Source organism: Mycobacterium sp. E796 (genome assembly GCF_001672815.1).
Lineage (GTDB): Bacteria > Actinomycetota > Actinomycetes > Mycobacteriales > Mycobacteriaceae > Mycobacterium.
This window is the reverse complement of the sequence record NZ_LZKK01000365.1, coordinates 24906-44842: the sequence shown is the minus strand read 5'-3', so window position 1 is coordinate 44842 and position 19937 is coordinate 24906. Positions and strand designations below refer to the sequence as shown.

The 19937-nt window shown below is 68.5% G+C and carries 17 protein-coding genes; 8 read left to right on the top strand and 9 right to left on the bottom strand.

The features are described from left to right. Positions 1–151: 151 nt before the first annotated feature. A complete protein-coding gene (locus tag A5706_RS30095; protein ID WP_068139662.1) occupies positions 152–778 on the top strand; it encodes an MspA family porin in 627 nt (208 codons plus the stop codon). Here A5706_RS30095 and A5706_RS30090 read toward each other — a convergent pair. Together A5706_RS30090 and A5706_RS30085 are read right to left on the bottom strand one after the other, a co-directional pair. Continuing rightward, positions 775–2127: an acyl-CoA dehydrogenase family protein gene (locus A5706_RS30090; protein ID WP_068139659.1), complete on the bottom strand. Its 1353-nt coding sequence runs from the start codon at positions 2125–2127 to the stop codon at positions 775–777. The two genes, A5706_RS30095 and A5706_RS30090, sit on opposite strands and share 4 nt — an antisense overlap. Before the next feature lie 22 nt (positions 2128–2149). Further along, complete coding sequence (locus A5706_RS30085) at positions 2150–2926, bottom strand: enoyl-CoA hydratase/isomerase family protein (RefSeq protein WP_068139656.1); 777 nt, start codon at positions 2924–2926, stop codon at positions 2150–2152. Positions 2927–3242: 316 nt separating this feature from the next. Here A5706_RS30085 and A5706_RS30080 point away from each other — a divergent pair, with 316 nt between their 5' ends. Beyond that, positions 3243–4199 (top strand): LLM class F420-dependent oxidoreductase, encoded by a 957-nt coding sequence (locus A5706_RS30080; RefSeq protein ID WP_068139653.1) that lies wholly within the window; start codon positions 3243–3245, stop codon positions 4197–4199. Between the two features lie 3 nt (positions 4200–4202). Here the strand turns inward: A5706_RS30080 and A5706_RS30075 are convergent, their stop codons facing one another. The 4 genes from A5706_RS30075 to A5706_RS30060 all read right to left on the bottom strand — a co-directional run bounded on the left by A5706_RS30075 (position 4203) and on the right by A5706_RS30060 (position 7869). After that, positions 4203–5024: an oxidoreductase gene (locus A5706_RS30075; protein WP_068139648.1), complete on the bottom strand. Its 822-nt coding sequence runs from the start codon at positions 5022–5024 to the stop codon at positions 4203–4205. 28 nt (positions 5025–5052) lie between these two features. Further along, complete coding sequence (gene ppk2, locus A5706_RS30070; RefSeq protein WP_068139647.1) at positions 5053–5931, bottom strand: polyphosphate kinase 2; 879 nt, start codon at positions 5929–5931, stop codon at positions 5053–5055. A 33-nt stretch (positions 5932–5964) separates the two neighbouring features. Beyond that, entirely contained in the window at positions 5965–7491 is a 1527-nt protein-coding gene (locus tag A5706_RS30065; RefSeq protein WP_068139643.1) for an Hsp70 family protein, read from the bottom strand. A 171-nt stretch (positions 7492–7662) separates the two neighbouring features. Beyond that, positions 7663–7869, bottom strand: a complete 207-nt coding sequence (locus tag A5706_RS30060) for a hypothetical protein (protein ID WP_156767415.1) — start codon at positions 7867–7869, stop codon at positions 7663–7665. A 302-nt stretch (positions 7870–8171) separates the two neighbouring features. Between A5706_RS30060 and A5706_RS30055 the strand changes: the two genes are divergently transcribed. Then, a complete protein-coding gene (locus A5706_RS30055; protein ID WP_231985473.1) occupies positions 8172–8552 on the top strand; it encodes an STAS/SEC14 domain-containing protein in 381 nt (126 codons plus the stop codon). Here the strand turns inward: A5706_RS30055 and A5706_RS30050 are convergent. Together A5706_RS30050 and A5706_RS30045 are read right to left on the bottom strand one after the other, a co-directional pair. Continuing rightward, positions 8549–10792 carry a carbon starvation CstA family protein gene (locus tag A5706_RS30050; protein ID WP_068139636.1) on the bottom strand — a complete coding sequence of 748 codons (2244 nt, stop codon included), beginning with the start codon at positions 10790–10792 and terminating at the stop codon, positions 8549–8551. The genes A5706_RS30055 and A5706_RS30050 overlap by 4 nt on opposite strands. A 51-nt stretch (positions 10793–10843) precedes the next feature. Then, on the bottom strand, positions 10844–12385 hold the full coding sequence (locus A5706_RS30045) for an ATP-dependent DNA ligase (protein WP_068139633.1): 1542 nt from the start codon (positions 12383–12385) through the stop codon (positions 10844–10846). 123 nt (positions 12386–12508) lie between these two features. Here A5706_RS30045 and A5706_RS30040 point away from each other — a divergent pair, with 123 nt between their 5' ends. Together A5706_RS30040 and A5706_RS30035 are read left to right on the top strand one after the other, a co-directional pair. Then, the gene (locus A5706_RS30040; RefSeq protein WP_068139630.1) at positions 12509–13267 is read left to right on the top strand and encodes an SDR family NAD(P)-dependent oxidoreductase; all 759 of its coding nucleotides are present in this window, start codon (positions 12509–12511) and stop codon (positions 13265–13267) included. A 105-nt stretch (positions 13268–13372) separates the two neighbouring features. Next, on the top strand, positions 13373–15538 hold the full coding sequence (locus A5706_RS30035; protein ID WP_068139626.1) for an acyl-CoA dehydrogenase: 2166 nt from the start codon (positions 13373–13375) through the stop codon (positions 15536–15538). 72 nt (positions 15539–15610) lie between these two features. Here A5706_RS30035 and A5706_RS30030 read toward each other — a convergent pair whose 3' ends face one another. Next, positions 15611–15946 carry a Zn-ribbon domain-containing OB-fold protein gene (locus A5706_RS30030; RefSeq protein ID WP_369831977.1) on the bottom strand — a complete coding sequence of 112 codons (336 nt, stop codon included), beginning with the start codon at positions 15944–15946 and terminating at the stop codon, positions 15611–15613. A 50-nt stretch (positions 15947–15996) separates the two neighbouring features. Here A5706_RS30030 and A5706_RS30025 point away from each other — a divergent pair, with 50 nt between their 5' ends. From A5706_RS30025 to A5706_RS30015, 3 genes are all read left to right on the top strand, one after another. Further along, positions 15997–17190: a thiolase family protein gene (locus A5706_RS30025; RefSeq protein WP_068139721.1), complete on the top strand. Its 1194-nt coding sequence runs from the start codon at positions 15997–15999 to the stop codon at positions 17188–17190. An 8-nt stretch (positions 17191–17198) separates the two neighbouring features. Continuing rightward, complete coding sequence (locus A5706_RS30020) at positions 17199–18647, top strand: FadR/GntR family transcriptional regulator (protein WP_068139621.1); 1449 nt, start codon at positions 17199–17201, stop codon at positions 18645–18647. Between the two features lie 100 nt (positions 18648–18747). Further along, positions 18748–19752, top strand: coding sequence for a sensor histidine kinase (locus A5706_RS30015; protein ID WP_068139620.1), 1005 nt, complete (start codon positions 18748–18750; stop codon positions 19750–19752). Positions 19753–19937 lie beyond the last annotated feature (185 nt).

Sequence of the window (19937 nt, the reverse complement as noted above, 5' to 3'; positions counted from 1 at the left end):
TATCGCGGACCAGTTACGAACGGACAACGACTTCGGCCGGGCGCGCAGCAAATTCCATGATCCGATTCGCGCAACGCCTACGGTGTCGCGCGTGAGACCGGTAACCGCAGTCGTTCGCTGCACCGCGGTTATCGCGGTTTGTCTCGCCACGATGGTGACCTCGGCGCCGGCGGTAAGCGCCGACCCGGACGTCGACCCCGTTGCCGCAACGGCCCCGGCACCGGAAGGCGGCGTGCCATCGAATCCTCCCGCAACCCTGACCACTCCCGACGGCTGGACCCTCGGCCTCGGCGCTAAGGACGAGTCGCAGATCCCCGTGGCGCCGTTGACCACCGCGGTCTCGTCTCGTGAATACCTGGCCAGCGGAACGTTCGTCGGCTCCCTGATCGGTTCGGAGCCGCCCCGGGGCACCCTCGAGGTGGGCTACGAGATCGGTTGTGGGATCGACATGAGCACTTCCAACGGCGTCACGATGGCCGGTAGCGCCGGCGTCAACCCAGGTGTCGGCTTTCCGTTGGCCGGTGGGTTCATCCCGCTGGTGACCGTGCCGATCAACGGCGTGATCACCGTGGGGCTCAAGCCGGGGCTGGTGATCGTGGTGCCGGTGGTCAAGAAGCAGTTCAAGGGCCCGAGTCCCTGGGTGATGATCAGTAACTTCCACGTCAAGATCGACGGCTGCGTGGGGCAGTCGTTCATCCGCTCCTACGCGACGCTGACCCGCGAAACCGATCAATCCGATGTGGTGCTGTCCTATGTCGGCGTCACCAAAGCCGTCTAAGTCCGATGGTGGCGACCCGCTTCGCCCGGCCCCGCCGCGCTCGCGATCGCCACGCCGCGGGGGATGCCCGCCAGCTTGTCCGCGAACTTCGCCTCCGCCGCCGCGCGCAACCGGAGCAGGTGTTCGGAGGGGAACAGGTCCGGCGCCGGTTGACGGTCCTTCAGCAACAGGCGGGCCAGCGTCACCTTGTGGACTTCCGTGGGACCGTCGGCTAGGCCGAGCACGAACGACTCGACCAGGTACTGCACGAAGGGCATCTCGTGCGTGGTGCCCAGCGATCCGTGCAGCTGAAGCGCCCGAGAAGACACGTCGTGTAACACCTTCTGCATCATCGCCTTGACCGCCGAGATGTCCGCCCGCACCGCCTTGTAGTCGTTGAATTGGTCGATCTTCCAAGCGGTTCGCAGGGTCAGTAGCCGGAAGGCCTCGATCTCCATCCAGGAGTCGGCGACCATCTCCTGCACCAGTTGCTTGTTGGCCAGGACCTCGCCCTGGGTGTAGCGCGACACCGCCCGCTCGCAGATCATGTCGAAGATGCGGCGGACCAGCCCCACCGTGCGCATGGCGTGATGAATTCGCCCGCCGCCGAGGCGGGTTTGGGCGACGACGAACGCCCCGCCGCGCGGGCCCAGCATGTGATCGGCGGGCACCCGCACGTCCTCGTAGCGGACATAACCTTCGCGCCCACCGCCGCCGAGCGGTTGGTATCCCAGCCCGACGTCGCGCATCACGTTGATGCCCGGCGTGCCGCCCGGCACGACGAACATCGAGTAGCGCTCATACGGGGGCGCCTCGGGGTCGGTCATCGCCATCACGATGATGAACGAAGCCATCGAGGCGAACGACGAAAACCACTTCTCCCCGTTGATGATCCAGTGGTCGCCGTCGGGCACGGCGGTGGTCCGGAACACCTTGGGGTCCGCGCCGCCCTGCGGCTCGGTCATCGAGAAGCACGACACGATGCGGTTGTCCAGCAACGGCTCCAGGTAGCGAGCCTTCAGCTCGGGCGTGCCGTAGTGCGCGAGGATCTCGCTGTTGCCCGAATCGGGGGCCTGTGAGCCGAAGACGATCGGTGCGCATTCCGAGCGGCCCAGGATCTCGTTGAGCAGCGCCAGCTTCACCTGGCCGTAGCCCGGGCCACCTAGGTGCGGTCCGAGGTGGGTGGCCCACAGCCCCCGCTCCTTCACGATCTCCTGCAGGGGCGGGATGAGCGCCTGGCGGACCGGATCATTAAGGTCGTGCGACTCCTTGACGATCAGGTCGATCGGTTCGCACTCGCTGCGCACGAACTCCTCGACCCATTTCAGTTGTTCGGCCCACTGCGGGTCGGTGGAGAAGTCCCACGACATCCGTCGTCCCCTCTCGGTTCGGTCACCGGGACCACTTTCTTCGGCGTTCGGCCGCTTCCTCGGTCGCGTGCGAGAGCACCTGGTTGCGGTTCTCCAGCTCCAGGGCCGAGGACAGGCTCGTCGCGTCGGTGTTCACCTGGAGCGCACGCTTTGTCAGCTGGACGCCGAGCGGCGCCAGGTCGGAGATCAGCGCTGCCAACTCGGTCGCGCGCTCGAGCAACAGACCGGGTTCGACGATCTCGCTGACCAGCCCGCGCCGATCGGCCTCGGTGGCCGAGACCGTGCGCCCGGTGAGCATCCAGTCGGCAGCCACGCTGGTGCCGACGATGCGGGGGAGGTGGTAGCTCATGCCCATCTCGGCCCCGGAGAGACCCAGCAGGATGGCGGCGTTGCCGAACGAGGCTTCCGTCGAACAGATCCGGATGTCCGCCGCGAGGCACAGCGCGAACCCGGCGCCGACGCACGGGCCGTTGACGGCGGCGATGACCGGCTGCGGCAACCGGTGCAACCCCTCGGCGAGCGCGGCCATGCCCTCCTGGAAGCGCATCCGGTCCAGCGCCGGGGCGGCGGCGTCCGGCACGTTGGGGCCGAAGTCGCGCATGTCGATGCCGGCGCAAAAGCCGCGACCGGCGCCCGTCAGAACAACGGCACGCATCGACCGGTCGGACTCCAAATCACCTAGGGCCGTGTGCAATTCGGATTGCATGACCTCATTGATGGCGTTGAGCCGCTCCGGGCGGTTCAGGCGCACGACGACGACGCCGTCGCGGGGCCGGTCGAGTTGGAGCGTGTGTGGCACCCACCGATCGTAAAGCGTCTCTCGGCCTAGGAGAATAACCTTCTCCAAAATTGCGAAGCTATTCTCATCACGCCGGCCCATGCGGACAAGGGATCGGTTTCTGCCCGCCTCGCAGCGACTGTGATGTCGAGTTGGCCGCGGCGTGTAGCAGTTGTCGCTATGAGGCGGGCACAAAGGATGGTCCTTCCGGCGGCGTGATTAGTGTGGCGGATGTGGCCGCGACGCGGAACATGTTGGATCGCAACCTAATTCGGGGCCGGACCGATGGTTGCCGATAACGACGCATAATCCGCCGCTTACCGGGTAGCCCGCCGCCATGACCAAGATCGGATACTTCCTTTCCAGTGAGCAGTTCGGCCCCAAGGAACTGGTCGACCAGGCCAAGCGGGCGGAGGCGGCGGGCTTCGACGCGCTGTGGATCTCCGACCACTTTCACCCGTGGAACGACGAGCAGGGCCAGAGTCCCTTCGTGTGGGGCGTGATCGGCGCGCTGTCGGAGGCGACGTCGCTGCCGGTCAGCACGGCCGTCACCTGCCCGACGGTACGGACGCATCCGGCGATCATCGCGCAGGCGTCGGCCACCGCGGCCGTCCAGCTCGGCGGCCGCTTCGTGCTGGGGGTGGGCAGCGGTGAGGCGCTCAACGAGCACATCCTGGGCGATCCCTGGCCGTCCGCCGGTGTGCGCCTGGAGATGCTCGAGGAGGCCGTCGAGGTCATCCGCAAGCTGCACCAGGGCGGCGAGGTGAGCCACCACGGCAAGCACTACGAGGTGCAGGAAGCCCAGATCTACACGCGGCCGGAGCAGCCGGTGCCGATCTACGTCTCCGGATTCGGCCCGCAGGCCGTTCAGCTGGCCGCGCGCATCGGTGACGGATACAGCATCGCGATGCCCGAGGCGGACTTGGTCAAACAGTTCCGGGAGGCAGGCGGCGGCGACAAGCCGGTGCAGGGGGGCACCAAGGTGAGCTGGGACCAGGATCCCGACGCCGCGCTGAAGGTGGCGCATCGATTGTGGGCCAACGAGGGGCTGCCGGGGCAGACGTCGCAGATGCTGCCGCGGCCCAAGGACTTCGCGGCGCTCATGTCGTTGGTGCCGCCGGACAAGGTCGCCGAAAGCGTCGCGTGCGGACCGGATCCGGACAAGCACGTTGCGCAGGTGCGCAAGTACATCGACGCCGATATCGACGAGGTCTACGTGCAGCAGATCGGACCCGACATGGACGGGTTCTTCGCGGCGTGGGAGCGTGACGTGCTGCCCGCGCTGCGCGGCTGAGCCTCAGGCGAAGTCGGTGCCGGTGGTGAGGTGTTCCCATTTCGCGATCTCGGCCGCGCGGGCGTCCGCGACATAGCGGTAGAGGCCCAGGGCGTCGGGACCCAGTAGAAGAAACCCCGGCGGCTCGCCGGACTCGACCGCCGCGATGATCGCGGTGGCCGCCTTGGCCGGGTCGCCGGCCTGGTTGCCGTGCATCGTGTCGTTTTCCTTGCGGCGCTGCCCGGCGGTGCCCGCGTAGTCGTCGATGACCGTGGCCGTCTGCGCGAGCGAGCGCCCGGCGAAGTCGGTGCGAAACGCGCCGGGCTCGACGACCGTCACCGAGATGCCGAGCGGCGCGAGCTCACCGCGCAGGGCCCCGCTCATCCCCTCGATGGCGGCCTTGGCGGCCGCGTAGTACCCGGAGCCCACCGGCGTGACGGTCGCGCCGATCGAGGAGATGTTCACGATCGCCCCGCTGCGGCGCGCCCGCATCCCCGGCAGGACGGCCTTGATCATCGCCACGCTGCCGAAGAAGTGCGTCTCGAACAATTCGTGCACCGCGGCGTCCTCGCCTTCCTCCACCGCGGCGCGATAGCCGTAGCCGGCGTTGTTGACCAAAACGTCGACGGCGCCGAACCGCTCGTCGGCCTGCCGCACCGCCGCGGCGACCTGCGCGGGATCGGTGACGTCGAGCGCGACGGCGAGCACCCGCTCCGTCGGGCCCAGGTCGGACACCTTCGCGACGTCACGCGCGGTGACGACCGCGTTGTGTCCGGCGGCGATGACGGCTTCGGCCAGCGCGCGGCCGAGCCCCGTCGAGCAGCCGGTGATGAGCCAGGTGGACATGACGTGTCTCCTTCCGTCGGGGCGCAACTCAGTCCAGCAGCGCGCGGCCCACGATCTGCGGGTCCGGCTCGCCCACCACGTCGTGGTCCTTGTCGTCGTAGTCGGACTTGGCCAGAACGTAGCGCATCGCGTTGATCCGGGCGCGCTTCTTGTCGTTGCTGCGCACCACGATCCACGGGGCGGCGTCGGTGTCGGTCGCGGCGAACATCGCCTCCTTGGCCGCGGTGTAGTCGTCCCATCGGGTCACCGACTCCATGTCCATCGGCGAGAACTTCCACTGCCGCACCGGGTCGACCAGCCGGATGGCGAACCGGGTGCGCTGCTCGGCCGGCGAGACCGAGCACCAGAACTTCGTCAGGTCGATTCCGTTGTCGACCAGCATCCGTTCGAAAAGCGGTGCCTGCTCCATGAATTCGGCGTATTGCTCGGGGGTGCAGAAGCCCATCACCCTTTCGACGCCGGCGCGGTTGTACCAGGAGCGGTCGAACAGCACGATCTCGCCGCCGGCCGGCAGGTGGGTGACGTAGCGCTGAAAATACCACTGCGATTTTTCGCGATCGCTCGGCTTCTCCAGCGCCACCACCCGCGCGCTGCGGGGGTTGAGATGCTCCATGAACCGCTGAATGGTCCCGCCCTTGCCGGCGGCGTCGCGGCCCTCGAACACGATCACGTGCCGGCGGCCGGTGCGCTTGGCGTGGTTTTGCAGCTTCAGCAGCTCGATCTGCAGCCTGCGCTTCAGCCGCTCGTATTCGTCGCGCGGCATCCGGTGGTCGTACGGGTAGCGCTCGCGCCACGTGTCGACGTGGTTGCCGTCCCGGTCGAGCAGCACCGGGTCGTCGTCGTCCTCGTCGTTGACGGTGTAGCCGTGTTCGCGGGTGGAAAGGGCGTCCAGATCTAAATCTGCCATAGTCCGGGGTATTCCCGGTGTGGCATCGATTCATCAACCCGCGGCGGCGCAGCGCTCCAGCCGGAAGGTGCGCTTGAAGCCGGCCGGTTGCGTCGTCAGCGTCACCTCGACCGCGCCGCTCGGGGTGACGACGTAGCGCTCCTCGACGTCCGGGCCGTCACTCCACCGCCCGACCGGCTGGCGGCCGAGGTCGTCGCGGTCGCGCAGGGCCGGGTCGAACGGGAAGAGCACCGGGTCATAGGGCGTGACGTCCCCGTCGGGCCGCCCGTCGATCAGGCGGCTGCACTCCACGAAGCGGAAGTGTCCGATGTTGTGCGCCGCCCGATAGGTGCGGCTGACGACCAGCGGGGTCCGCCCGTCCGCCGGAAGCGACGCGTCCTTGGGCACGATCGGGTCGAAGACCACGTCGGTGCCGGCCTGCGCCTCGCGGAAAACCCCGAAGTGCCGCGAAAAGCGTTCGGACAGCGCGAAACCCGCTTCCTTGTCGAGGAAGACCGCCAGGCCGATCGCCGTCGCCGCGAACGGGTGCGGGGAGCGCTTCACGCGCTTCTCACCGAAGGCGCTGCGCAGCATCCGGGCAACCAGCGGGAAGCCCCCGGCGCCGCCCACCACGTAGATGCCCGCCACCTCCGACCAGTCCACGTCCTTGCCGTCCCGGGTCGGACCCTGCAGGACGCGCTGCAGCAGTTCGGTCGTCTGGTCGACGAGCGGCGCACACACGGAGTAGACGTCGTCGATGCCGCAGGAGAACGGGGGCCGGTCGACCGCGTCGATTCCGGTGAGGTCCACCAGGAAACGGCGCGTCTGCGGCCCGACGGCCTCCTTGCGCGCGGCGCACTCGTCCTTGAGCAGCTCGCGTGTGGCGGGATCCGCCCCGTTCAGGTTCAGCCGGTCGAGGACGAGGTCCACGATCGCCTCGTCGAAGTCGTCACCGCCGAGGCGTTGGATGCCCTCGCTGACCACCACTTCGTTCTCGTGCCCGGTCATCCTGAGCAGCGACGCGTCGAAGGTGCCGCCGCCGAGGTCGTAGATGAGGACGTGCTCGCGCTTGGCGGTGATTGTGGAGCGGTATCGGTGCGCATACTCGAGGCTGGCGGCCGATGGTTCGTTCAGCAGCGCGACGACGTGGAAACCCGCCGCGACGAAGGCGTCCAGGGTCAGCAGGCGCTGGGCGCTGGAGGCGTTGGCCGGCACGCTGATCGCGGCCTCGATTGTCTCGCCGGGTGCGAGGGTGGCATTGGAACGGGTTTGCAGGTCGCTCTTCAGCTGCGCCAGAAAGGCGGTGAGCAGGTCGGGCAGCCGATGGTCGCGACCGGCCACGTGCACCTCGGTCTGCGGGCCGGCTTCGTTGAGAAGGCGTTTGAACGATCGCAACAGCGACCACCCCGGCTCGTGGCGGACCGCGGCGGCGTCCAGCCCGAACCGCAACCGCCCGTCTGTGTGGGCCGCGATGAGCGACGGCCAGGCGTCCAGGCCGTCGAAAGAGATGACCGGATAGTTGCCCCGGTCGACGGCCGCAACGACGGTGTGGGTGGTGCCGAAGTCGATACCGAGCATCATCGCGCAATTTTAGGACCGTGCCACGGCCGGAGGCATCAACCTTTACGGGCGTGGGCGATCAATCCTCGAAGTGACGGTTGTAGTCGCTGCGCTCGAGCCACCACTGCAGGCTGTAGGTCCCCTTCGCGATCATCAGCATCAGCACCGCGGAGGCGAAGGTGACAATGACGTTCATAGTCTTTCCATTTCGCGTGCCATGAGGGAGTTCTCGAGGAATCCGTAGTGCCGCGGGTAGTGCCTGCGCGGCGGGCCCGGTTCATCCGGCGAGGTCACGAGCGTGCGGCGGACGATTGCGACGAACCGGCGGCCGATGCTCTCGCGGCGCGTGCCCAAGGCCGCCGCGGTGCCGAACACCACCTGCTGGGTGCTGATCACCACTTCGGCGGGCGACACCTCGACCGATGGGCGTTGGCGTGTGCGCTCGTTGACGGGATCGGTTGGTCTCGCGAGTCCCGTTGGTGATGCCGACATTTCGTCTGACTCTTTTCGATGCGGTGGTCCCGTGACCGGATGAACCGGGCGTTGGTGAAATCACCGTAAGAGCGACGAGCGGCATTCGTCGTGAGTAGTCGACTACCCCTTCGCCTCGACGGCATCACCAAGGCACCGTTCGCGGCTTCCGATGACTTTGGCCCCTAGGCCGCCACGTCCGGTGCGGAGACGATGGCGTCGTGATCGAGATGCTCGAGGATTTTCCCGACGATGTCGCCGCGTTCGCGTTCCATGGGCACGTGACCAAGGCCGACTATGACGCGGTGCTCATACCGGGCTTCGAAGACAAATTGAGCCGGCACGACAGGGTGGGAATTTATCTCGAGATCGCGCCCGACTTCACCAGTTTTGGGCCGGGCGCGATCTGGGCGGATTCCAAGTTCGGTATCGGTCACTACTTCGACTGGGATCGCTGCGCGATCGTCAGCGACGTGGAATGGGTAAAGCAGATGGCGCGATTCAGTGAGCTCTTCGGGTTCCTGTGGCCGGGCCGGTACATGACGTTTTCCGAGGCGGAAGCCGATGAAGCGCGCACTTGGATTGCGAAGCCGTACGCCAAGCGCGATTAACCGCCAGGGGCCGGGGCCACGTCCCATTGTTTTTGCACCTCCCGCTCGGCGGGGGTGGGGATCAGCCCGGCGGGTGCGAACCGTTTCGACGGCACCGGGTCGTCCTCGCTCAACGGCCGTCCGCCACCGCCGAGCGCCCTGAGCGCGACGGCGATTCCGGCGACGAACACGATGACGACGACCAACGCGAAGAGGATCGACAGGGTGCCCTGAATGGCGGTGTTCCTGATGACCTCGTCGAGTTGGCGGGCGTTCTTCGCGGCACCGAACGTGGTCTTGCCGGCGTGTTTGGCCGCCAGGTACAAGGAGTGCTGGGTCCAGTAGCCGACGGCGGGATCGCCGGAGAAGATCTTCTGCCACGACGCGGTCAGCGTGACGGCCAGGTCCCACAGCAGCGGAATCCCCGGGATCCACGCCCACCTCAGTAGGCCCTTCTTGATGACCACGACGGTGATGACGGTCAGCGCGATCGCCGCGAGCAGCTGGTTGGCAATGCCGAACAGCGGGAAAAGGGTGTTGATGCCGCCCAGCGGATCGGTCACCCCCATCAGCAGGGTGCTACCCCAGGCGGCGACGACGGCCAGGCTGCACAGCCACACGCCGGGCCGCCAGCTCGGGTTGCGCAGCTTGGCCAGCGGGCCGCCGAAGTTGCCGAGCGTGTCGGAGAGCATGAACCGGTTGACCCGGGTCCCTGCGTCGACAGTGGTCAGGATGAACAGCGCCTCGAACATGATCGCGAAGTGATACCAGAACGCCTTGAGCCCCGCCCCGCCGAACACCCGCTGCAACACCTCGGACATACCGAACGCCAGCGTCGGCGCCCCGCCGGTGCGCGACACGATGGACTTCTCGCCGACACTGGCCGCGGCCTGGTTGATCTGGTCCGCCGTGGCCGGTGCGCCGGACAGGCCGAGCTTGTTGACGTATTGCGCGGCGGTTGACGCGGTGCCGCCGGTCTGTGCGGCGGGCGCGTTGAGGGTGAAGTACAGGTGCTGGTTGATGATCGACGCAGTGATCAGCGCCATGACCGCGACGAACGACTCGGTGAGCATGCCGCCGTAGCCGATCAGCCGCATCTGGCCTTCCTTCTCCAGCATCTTCGGCGTCGTCCCGGACGAGATCAGCGAGTGAAATCCTGATAGGGCGCCACACGCGATCGTGATGAACAGGAACGGGAACAGCGCGCCGGCGAACACCGGGCCGTTGCCCCGGGTGGCGAACTGTGAGACCGCGGGCGCCTGCATCACCGGCTGTGCGATGCAGATGCCGACCGCGATGAGCCCGACGGCGCCGACCTTCATGAACGTCGACAGGTAGTCGCGCGGCGCCAGCAGCAACCACACCGGCAGCACCGACGCGGCGAGGCCATAGACGATCAGGCACCAGCACAGGGCGACGGGGGACAGGGTGAACCAGGATGCGCCCCAGGATGTTTCGGCGACCCAGTTGCCCGAGGCCACGGCGAGCAGCAGCAGCACGAACCCGATCACGGACACTTCCGACACCCGCCCTGGCCGCAGGAACCGCAGGTAGCAGCCCATGAACAGGGCGATGGGGATGGTCATGGCGATGGAGAACACCCCCCACGGGCTCTTGGCCAGTGCCTGCACCACGATCATTGCCAGCACCGCGATCAGGATCACCATGATGACGAGCACCCCGAGGAGGGCGGCGGCCCCGCCCACCGCGCCCAGCTCGTCGCGGGCCATCTGGCCCAGGGAACGGCCGCGGCGCCGGGTGGATATCCAGAGCACCAGGTAGTCCTGCACGCAGCCGCCGAACACCGCGCCGGCGATGATCCAGATGGTCCCGGGCAGGTAGCCCATCTGGGTGGCCAGCACCGGGCCGACGAGCGGCCCGGCCCCCGCGATGGCGGCGAAATGATGCCCGAACAGCACGCGCCGGTCGGTGGGCACGTAGTCGGTGCCGTCGTCGAGCATCTCGGCCGGGGTGGCGTGGTCGTCGCGCGGACGCACGATCTTCATTTCGACCAACCGGGCATAGAACCGGTACCCGATGATGTAGGTGCAGATCGCCGCGACCACGAACCAGATAGCGTTCACCGTCTCGCCGCGCGCGGTGGCGATGATCGCCCAGGCGATGGCGCCGATCACGGCGATCACGCCGAAGACGGCCTTGTGCCAGGCGGTGATGGGGGACCGGTCGATGATCGCGACCGGCGGTAGCTCTTCGAGAGTGTGGATGAAGCTGACGCCTTTGTCGTGCTCTTTGACTGCCACGGCGAAAACCCTACGCGCGCAAAATTGACAATTCCTGTTTGCACGGGAGTTTTAATACAGCGCCCGCACCGCGTCGATGGTGTCGGCGTCGGCGGGGCCCTTGTCGTCGCGGTAGCGCACCACCCGGGCGAACCGCAACGCGAGGCCACCGGGATAGCGCGACGACTTCTGCACGCCGTCGAGGGCCACCTCGACCACCTGCTCGGGCCGCAGCCGCACGACGTAGGAGTCAGTTCCGCTTACGGCGAGTTCGCCGAACCGGGTGGTCTGCCAGTCCAGCATCGCATCGGTCATGCCCTTGAAAGTCTTTCCCACCATCACGAATTCGCCGGTGGCCGGGTCGCGGGCGCCCAGGTGGATGTTGGACAGCTTGCCGCGGCGGCGCCCCGATCCCCACTCGACGGCGAGCACCACCAGATCCAGGGTGTGCACCGGCTTGACCTTCAGCCAGCCCGCGCCGCGGCGCCCCGCCAGGTACGGCGCGTCGGGCGCCTTGGCCATCACCCCCTCGTGGCCGGCGGCCAGGGTGGCGTCCAGGAAGGCGGCGGCCCGCGACGGGTCCGATGTCAGCAGCCGGTCCACCCGCTGTGCGGGCGGCACCAGGTCGTCCAGGGCGGCCAACCGGTCGACGGTCGGCGCGTCCAGCAGGTCCACGCCGTCGCGGTGCAGGATGTCGAAGAAGAACACCGAAAGCCGTTGGGCGGCAAGGGCCGCCTCGATGTCGACGGATCGGCCGAACCGCGAGGCGGTGACCTGGAAGCGATGCGGTGAGTTGTCGGGCCGCAGCGCGATCGCCTCGCCGTCGGCGATCAGCTCGGTTGCCGGCAGCGCCAGCGTCGCCTCGACCACCTCCGGCAGCCGGGCCGTGACGTCGTCGAGGCTGCGGGTGTAGACCGTGACCTGGTCGCCGGAGCGGTGGATCTGCACTCGCGCGCCGTCCAGCTTCGCCTCGAAAATGCTTGTGCCGCCGTGTCGTTCGAGCGCATCGGCGACGCCAGGCGCGGTCTGGGCCAGCATCGGGCTGACCGGCCGGCCGACCCGCAGGGTGAACGCGTCCAGGGCCGCGGCTTCCCCGGAGAGGGCGGCCTTTAAACAAGCCGCGGCCACCGCCGGCAAGTCCCCGCCCAGCATCGCGGCGCGTTGGACCGACGCGGTGGGGAGCCCGGCGGCCTTGGCCACGGCATCGGCCATGATCCCGGCCAGCGCCCCCTGGCGCAGCTCGCCGCCGAGCAGGCGCAGCAGAAAGGCCTGCTCGGTTTCGGTCGCGGCGGCGAACAGCGCACCGAGGAGTTCGGCCCGCCGCGCCTGCGATCCCTTGCCCGACACCGCCCCGATCTCGGTGAAGGTGGCGTCGACCCCGGTGACGGTCAGGGTCGGGTCTGACGCCGGCGGCGGCCGGGACCGCAGCGACGCCCAGCCGACCCCGATCTGGCGCTGCCGCAGCTCACCCGACAGCCACGAGACGATGATCGCCGCCGCCTGTGGGTCGGCGCCGGCGCGCCGCAGCAGCTCGGCGATGTGGGCGACCTTGGCCAGCCGCGACGACGTCCCGCCGACATTCAGCGACGTGCTTGCGACGTCGAAGAGGAGCACGCAATCGAGCTTGGCATGGCTCTTGAAACAAGGCGGGGACAACCCCGCCGGGCCGACACGCTAGCGTGCCTAGGAAACGTTACAAATTTCGTGGATTCTGACAAGCCTAACGAGGAGGTCCGGATGGAGATCAACGGGAAGAAGGTCGTCGTCATCGGCGGCGCGTCGGGCATGGGCCGTGCCAGCGCCGAGTTGCTGCACGAACGCGGCGCGGACGTCGCCATACTCGACCGCGAGGGTTCCGACGGCAAGACCGTCGCCGAGGCCGTCAGCGGTGCGTTCTACCCCGTCGACGTCACCGACTTCGCGGGAACCGAGGAGACGCTGCAGACCGCGGTCGACAAGCTGGGCGGCCTGCACGTCATCATCACCACCGCCGGTGGCGGCATCGCCAAGCGGACCATGACCAAGTCCGGCCCGCACGACCTGGAGTCCTTCCAGTCGGTGATCGATCTCAACCTGATCGCCACCTTCAACATCAGCCGGCTGGCGGCCGCCCACATGGCCAAGAACGAACCCGAGGACGAAGAGCGCGGCGTGATCATCAACACGGCCTCGATCGCGGCCTTCGAGGGCCAGATCGGGCAGGTTGCCTACACCGCCGCCAAGGCCGGCGTCGCGGGCATGTGCCTGACGATGGCGCGTGACCTTGGTTCGCTGGGCATCCGCGTGCTGGCGATCGCGCCCAGCCTGTTCGCCACGGGGTTGACCCAGGGCATACCGGACGAGTTCGCGGCCGCGCTCACCAAGGACGCGGCCTTCCCCAAGCGCCTCGGCCGGCCCATCGAGTACGCCAAACTCGCGGCGGCCATCGTGGACAACCCGATGCTCAACGGCCAGTGCCTGCGGCTGGACGCCGGACAGCGCTTCGCGCCGAAGTAACCCCCCGGCGCGGGCCTTCCCGGGAATAAGTACACTCTTTAGGCAGCCGCCCCGCTCCCCCTCGGAGCGGGGCAGGCAGTCAGCCCGGTAGCGAGGAGGCCCCTCATGGGTATCGCACTGACCGACGACCATCGCGAACTCGCCGAGGTGGCCCGCGCGTTCCTGACTTCGCAGAAGGCGCGCTGGGCGGCGCGGTCGCTGCTCGACGCGGCCGAAGAATCCCGCCCGCCGTTCTGGCAGAACCTGGTGGAGCTCGGCTGGCTCGGCCTGCATGTCGACGAGGAGCACGGCGGCTCCGGCTACGGTCTGCCCGAACTCGTCGTGGTCGTCGAGGAACTCGGGCGCGCGGTGGCGCCGGGACCGTTCGTGCCGACCGTGATCGCCTCGGCGGTGATCGCCAAAGAGGGCAGCGCAGAGCAGAAGTCGCGGCTGCTGCCCGGCCTGATCGACGGAACCGTCACCGCGGGCATCGGCCTGGACGGCAAGGTGCGGGTCACCGGCGGCGTGGCGGAGGGCGACGCCGGGATCGTGCTGGGTGCCGGGCTCGCCGAGCTGCTGCTGGTCGCCGCCGGTGACGACGTGCTGCTGCTGGACCGGGCCCGCGACGGGGTGACGGTGGACGTGCCCGACAACCTCGACCCGACCCGGCGCTCCGGTCGCGTGCGCCTGCAGGGCGTGCGCGTCAGCGCCGACGACATCCTGCCGGGCGCGCGGCTGTCGGCGCTGGCCCGAGCGCGCACGTTGCTGGCCGCCGAGGCCGTCGGCGGGTCGTCGGACTGCGTCGAGGCCGCCGTCGCCTATGCCAAGGTGCGCCAGCAATTCGGCCGGACCATCGCGACCTTCCAGGCGGTCAAGCATCACTGCGCGAACATGCTGGTGGCCGCCGAGTCGGCGACCGCCGCGGTTTGGGACGCCTCGCGCGCCGCGGGGGAGGACGAGGATCAGTTTCGCCTCATCGCCGCAGCGGCCGCCGCGCTGGCGTTCCCGGCGTATGCGCGCAATGCCGAGCTGAACATCCAGGTGCACGGCGGCATCGGCTTCACCTGGGAGCACGACGCGCACCTGCACCTGCGGCGGTCACTGGTGACCGCGGCGCTGTTCGGCGGGGACGCCCCGGTCGCCGACGTCTTCGAGCGCACCGCGGCCGGCGCGGTGCGCGAGAATAGCCTGGACCTGCCGCCCGAGGCCGAGGAGCTGCGCACCCGGATCCACGCCGACGCCGCCGAGATCGCCGCCCTGGACAAACAGGCCCAGCGCGACAAGCTGATCGAGACGGGCTACGTGATGCCGCACTGGCCCAAGCCGTGGGGTCGGGCGGCCGACGCGGTGGAGCAGCTGGTGATCGAGGAAGAGTTTCGCGCCGCCGGCATCAAGCGGCCCGACTACGGAATCACCGGATGGGTGATCCTGACCCTGATCCAGCACGGAACCCCCTGGCAGATCGAAAGATTCGTAGAGAAGGCGCTGCGCAAAGACGAGATCTGGTGTCAGCTGTTCTCCGAGCCGGACGCGGGATCGGACGCGGCGTCCATCAAGACCCGTGCCACCCGCGTCGAGGGTGGCTGGAAGATCAACGGGCAGAAGGTGTGGACCAGTGGGGCGCACTATTGCGCGCGGGGGCTGGCTACCGTCCGCACCGACCCGGACGCGCCGAAGCATGCCGGCATCACCACGGTGATCGTCGACATGAAGGCGCCGGAGGTCGAGGTGCGGCCGCTGCGGCAGATCACCGGCGGCTCGGATTTCAACGAGGTGTTCTTCAACGACTTGTTCGTTCCCGACGAAGACGTCGTCGGCGAGCCCAACACCGGGTGGACGGTTGCTCGTGCCACGCTCGGCAACGAGCGCGTCAGCATCGGCGGCAGCGGATCGTTCTATGAGGGCCTGGCGGACATGCTGATCGAACTCGCCAGGCAGCGACCGGATCAGTTGGCGGGGGCCAAGATCCGCGTGGGAAACTACCTGGCCGATGACCACGCGCTGCGGTTGCTGAACCTGCGCCGCGTCGCCCGCAGCGTCGAGGGCGCGGGCCCCGGGCCCGAGGGCAACGTCACCAAGCTGAAGTTGGCCGAACACATGGTGGACGGGGCCGCGATTTCGGCCGCGTTGCTGGGGCCCGAGGTCGCGCTTGGCGACGGGCAGGGCGCGCTGGCGAGCCGGATGATCATGGGCGCCCGTGGCATGTCGATCGCCGGCGGCACCTCCGAGGTGACCCGCAATCAGATCGCCGAGCGGATCCTTGGCATGCCGCGTGACCCGCTGATCAACTAACTTTCGTTCGGCGAGCAGACGCAAAAGCCCCTATTTCGCTGGGCATTTGGGGTCTTTTGCGTCTGCTCGCGGTTATGAAGCAGGGGCGAATTGCGGCGCGCCGCCGCTGCCCCTCTCGGGCTGGATGGCGACGGGCAGGCCGCACGTCACCGAATCCGGTTCGCAGCCAACGATGTTGGCGGCCACCCGCAGCCCGCTCTGCTCGGCGAGTTCGACGATCGCGATCACGTAGGGTGTCGGGATCTCGGGGTTGTACGGGTGGTGGTTCACGGTGTAGGTGAACACGGTGCCCCGGCCCGACACCGGTCGCGCCACCAGCGGGCCGCCGCAGTCCCGGCATTCGCCGGCCGCCGGGTGCACCCAGCGCGCGCACGCGTCGCAGTGTTCGATGAGCAACTCGCCTGACACGGCCAATACAGTACACTCTTTGGTTTGGGTTGCTTGGACGGATGGTGCACATGAGCTACTTCGAAAAAGACGCGATCATCTCCGGCCTCGGCATCTCGCGAATCGGCCGTCGCACCGGGATCCCGGGCCTGGAACTGACCATGGAGGCGGTGCGCGCCGCCATCGCCGACGCCGGCCTGTCGCCGACCGACATCGACGGGATCGCCACCCTAGGCGACACCCCCGCCGCGGACGTCAACGCCGAACTGCGCATTGAGGCGGCCGACTGCGGGGCCGGCTTCGGCACCGGGGGCCTGCTGAGCCCGGTGATGTCGGCGTGCCGCGCGGTCGCCGAACGACGCGCGCACCACGTGGTGATCTACCGGACGATCCAAATGCTCGGCGGGACGGTCCCGGTCAAGCGGGAGGAAAACGCGCCGGCGCCGGCACTGGCGCGCATGTTCGAGACACCAGAAGGCGCGCCGAAGCCGGCGGTCGGCGCGATGGACGACGTCAACGACCTGGTCGCGGCCCACGCCTACTCCGCCGCGAACTGGCTGGCGCTGAACTGCCGCCGCCACATGGAGCTGTACGGGACCACCAAGGAACAGCTGGGCTGGCTGGCGCTCAACGGCAGACGCAACGCCGCGCTGAATCCCCTTGCGGTCTATCGCGAACCGATGACCATGGCCGACTACCTTGCGGCGCGGCCGGTTTCGACGCCGTTCGGCCTGCTGGACTGCGACGTGCCCATCGACGGTTCGATCGCGGTGGTGGTGTCGCACGCCCAGTACGCCCGCGACTGTCCGCACCGCGCGGTGGCGGTGGAGGCGATCGGCGGATCCGACGGCGCGGGCGGCTGGTTTCACCGTGCCGACTACCCGAAGATGGCGATGTCGGACGCGACCGCGCAGATGTGGTCACGCACCCAGTTGACGCCGGCCGACCTGGAGCTTGCCGAGTTGTACGACGGTTTCACGTTTCTCGCCCTCGCGTGGCTCGAGGCGCTGGGGGTATGCGGCGACGGCGAGGCCGGGCCGTTCGTCGAGGGCGGCGCGCGGATCGCCCGTGACGGCCAACTGCCGCTGAACACCTACGGCGGCCAGCTGTCGGCGGGGCGCATGCACGGCTACTGGGCCTTGCACGAAGGGTGCCTGCAGCTGCGGGGCGACGCGGGGGGGCGCCAGGTGTCTAAACGCCCCGAGGTCGGCGTCGTTTCCGTGGGCGGTGGCCCCGTCGCCGGATGCTTATTGCTCACCTGTTGAGATAGCTTGTGGCACAGCGCGATTGGAGTCCCGCGGACAAACTCGCCGCGCAGATTGCCCGCCGCATCGAGGCGGACGTAGTCCGGCGCGGCTGGACCGTCGGCGAATCGCTGGGCTCCGAACAGGCGCTGCAACAGCGGTACGGCGTGAGCCGATCGGTGCTGCGCGAGGCCGTCCGCCTGGTCGAACACCACCAGGTCGCCCGGATGCGCCGCGGACCGGGTGGCGGGCTGCTGATCTGCCGGCCGGACGCCGGCCCGGCGACCCGAGCCGTGGTGATCTACCTCGAGTACCTGGGCACGACCCTGGTCGACCTGCTCAACGCGCGCCTGGTCCTCGAGCCGCTGGCGGCCTCGCTTGCGGCCGAACGCATCGACGAGGCCGGCATCGACCGGTTGCGGGCGGTGTTGCGGGCGGAGGAGCAGTGGCGGCCGGGCCTTCCGGCGCCGCGCGACGAGTTCCACATCGCGCTGGCGGAGCAATCGAAAAGCCCGGTCCTGCAATTATTCATCGACATCTTGATGCGGCTCACCTCGCGCTATGCCCTGCAGTCGCGGGCCGACTCGTCGACCGAGGCGATCGAGGCGGTCGAGCACATGCACCGCGACCACTCGCGGCTCGTCGCCGCCGTCACCTCCGGCGACGCGGCCCGGGCCAAGACGCTTTCCGAACGGCACGTCGAAGCGGTGACCTCCTGGCTGCAGCGGCATTACCCCGGCGAGGGCACCCCTCCGCGCGGGGGGCGCCGGCTGCAGCCGGGCCTGTCCCTCGAAGGTGACGCGCCCACCGGCAAACTCGCCGAGATGCTGGCCGTCACCGTCGGCGACGACATCGCCGCCGACGGCTGGCGGGTCGGCTCGGTGTTCGGAACGGAGACGGCCCTGCTGGAGCGTTACCGGGTCAGCCGCGCGGTTTTCCGGGAGGCGGTGCGGCTGCTCGAATATCACTCGGTCGCGCGGATGCGGCGCGGGCCGGGCGGCGGCCTGATCGTCACCACACCGCACGCCGAGGCCAGCATCGACACCATCGCGCTGTACCTGCAGTACCGCAGGCCGACGCGGGACGACCTGCGCTGCGTTCGCGACGCCATCGAGATCGACAACGTCGCCAGAATCGTCAAGCGGCGCAGCGAGTCCGAGGTGGCGGCGTTTCTGGCGACCCGTCCGGACACCCACCCGGGCGACGTGCGCAAGGCCGTCGCCGAAGAGGCCCGCTTCCACCTCGGATTGGCCCGGCTGGCCGGCAACGCGCTGCTGGATTTGTTCCTTCGCATCATCATCGAGCTGTTTCGCCGGCACTGGTCCAGCACCGCGCAGACGGAGCCGGATTGGGCCGATGTCGTCGCCGTCGAGCACGCGCATCTGCGGATCCTGCAGGCGATCGAAGCCGGCGACGACAGCCTCGCGCGTTACCGCATCCGTCGTCACCTCGACGCCGCGGCCTCGTGGTGGCTATAGCCGTTTCCGGGTGTGACGCGTTCGTCGGCATAGCGAAAGCCCATCTGGGGTACTGGCAATGGAAGTACCGAACGGCCGGTCCGGCAGGGGGTTGGCACTTGTGATCGAAAGCGAGCGCGCACCGGTGACGGGAGGCTTCGGGGGGATGTACACCGACCACTCGGGTTTCGTTCATTCCGGGCTTCTTTATCGTTCGCAGGCGGAGTACCTGGACTTTGCGGTTCGCTTCGTCGCCGACGGGTTGGCGCGGGACGAGGACGTTTTGGTGGCGGTGCCCGGCGACAAGCTGGACACGCTGCGCGACGCGCTGCCCGGGCCCGGCGGGGGATTCGCTGCGGAACTGCGGATGGTCGACATTGCCGAGATCGGCCGCAACCCGAGCCGCTTCATGGCCATGGAGGGTTCCTTCATCGACGAACACCAGGGCCGGCGGGTGCGAATCGTGAGCGAGCTCGCCTGGCCCCAACGCACCGACGCGGAAATCGTCGCCTGCTCCGAACACGAGGCGCTGGTGAATTCGGCCCTCGACGGATACCCGGCGACCGTGTTGTGCCTGTACGACGCGAGCGAGCTGGGTGACGCGGTGCTGGCGGACGCCCGCGCGACGCACCCCTTGCTGTGGAGCCGTGGCGCGCTGCGTCGCAGCGCCGAATATGCGCCCGGCGAGGTCTTGGATCGCTGCAACCAACCGCTCGTCGCCAAGCCGGGCGCCGTCACGTACCTAGTCAGGAAGTCGGCGGACCTGCGGCCCGCCCGCTCGTTCGCCGTCGACTACGCCGGCTGGGTGGGAATGTCCCAGGACGGCATCGAGGATCTGCAACTGATCGCGACGGAGCTGGCCAGCAACAGCCTGATGTACACCGACGGAGCCTGCCGGCTGGCGTTCTGGCGCGAAGACGAGCACCTGGTTTGTGAGGCGCGCGACACCGGGCGGCTGGGCAACCCGCTGGTGGGCCGCCTGGACCCCGGCCCGAGCGGCCCGGCCAGTCGCGGTCTGTATCTGGTCAATGCCATATCGGACCTGGTCCGCACGCACACCACCCCGGCCGGGACGACGATCCAGGCCTACCTGCGGTTCGACGCGGCGCCCGGGCCGAACGGATAGGGCATCATCACGAAAGCGCTTGTCCGGCAGTGAGTTACCGGGCCGCGCGAAACGGATTTGCATTGCCGGCCCGCGACGTCTAGTCTCGGCGCTCGTGCGTCTTCTTCAGCGTGCCGTAGTAGCCAGCACCCGCAGCGGGGTCTGATCCCAGACCGACCCCCCGCTGTGGGTCGGAAGCTACTACC

Coding starts and splice junctions, on each gene's coding strand:
- A5706_RS30075 (WP_068139648.1), bottom strand. CDS start 5,024: ATGTCCACCTGGCTCATCACCGGCTGCTCGACGGGGCTCGGCCGCGCG.
- A5706_RS30025 (WP_068139721.1), top strand. CDS start 15,997: ATGAGCTACTTCGAAAAAGACGCGATCATCTCCGGCCTCGGCATCTCG.
- A5706_RS30065 (WP_068139643.1), bottom strand. CDS start 7,491: ATGATGCTCGGTATCGACTTCGGCACCACCCACACCGTCGTTGCGGCC.
- A5706_RS30055 (WP_231985473.1), top strand. CDS start 8,172: ATGCTCGAGGATTTTCCCGACGATGTCGCCGCGTTCGCGTTCCATGGG.
- A5706_RS30080 (WP_068139653.1), top strand. CDS start 3,243: ATGACCAAGATCGGATACTTCCTTTCCAGTGAGCAGTTCGGCCCCAAG.
- A5706_RS30040 (WP_068139630.1), top strand. CDS start 12,509: ATGGAGATCAACGGGAAGAAGGTCGTCGTCATCGGCGGCGCGTCGGGC.
- A5706_RS30035 (WP_068139626.1), top strand. CDS start 13,373: ATGGGTATCGCACTGACCGACGACCATCGCGAACTCGCCGAGGTGGCC.
- A5706_RS30095 (WP_068139662.1), top strand. CDS start 152: ATGGTGACCTCGGCGCCGGCGGTAAGCGCCGACCCGGACGTCGACCCC.
- A5706_RS30090 (WP_068139659.1), bottom strand. CDS start 2,127: ATGTCGTGGGACTTCTCCACCGACCCGCAGTGGGCCGAACAACTGAAA.
- ppk2 (WP_068139647.1), bottom strand. CDS start 5,931: ATGGCAGATTTAGATCTGGACGCCCTTTCCACCCGCGAACACGGCTAC.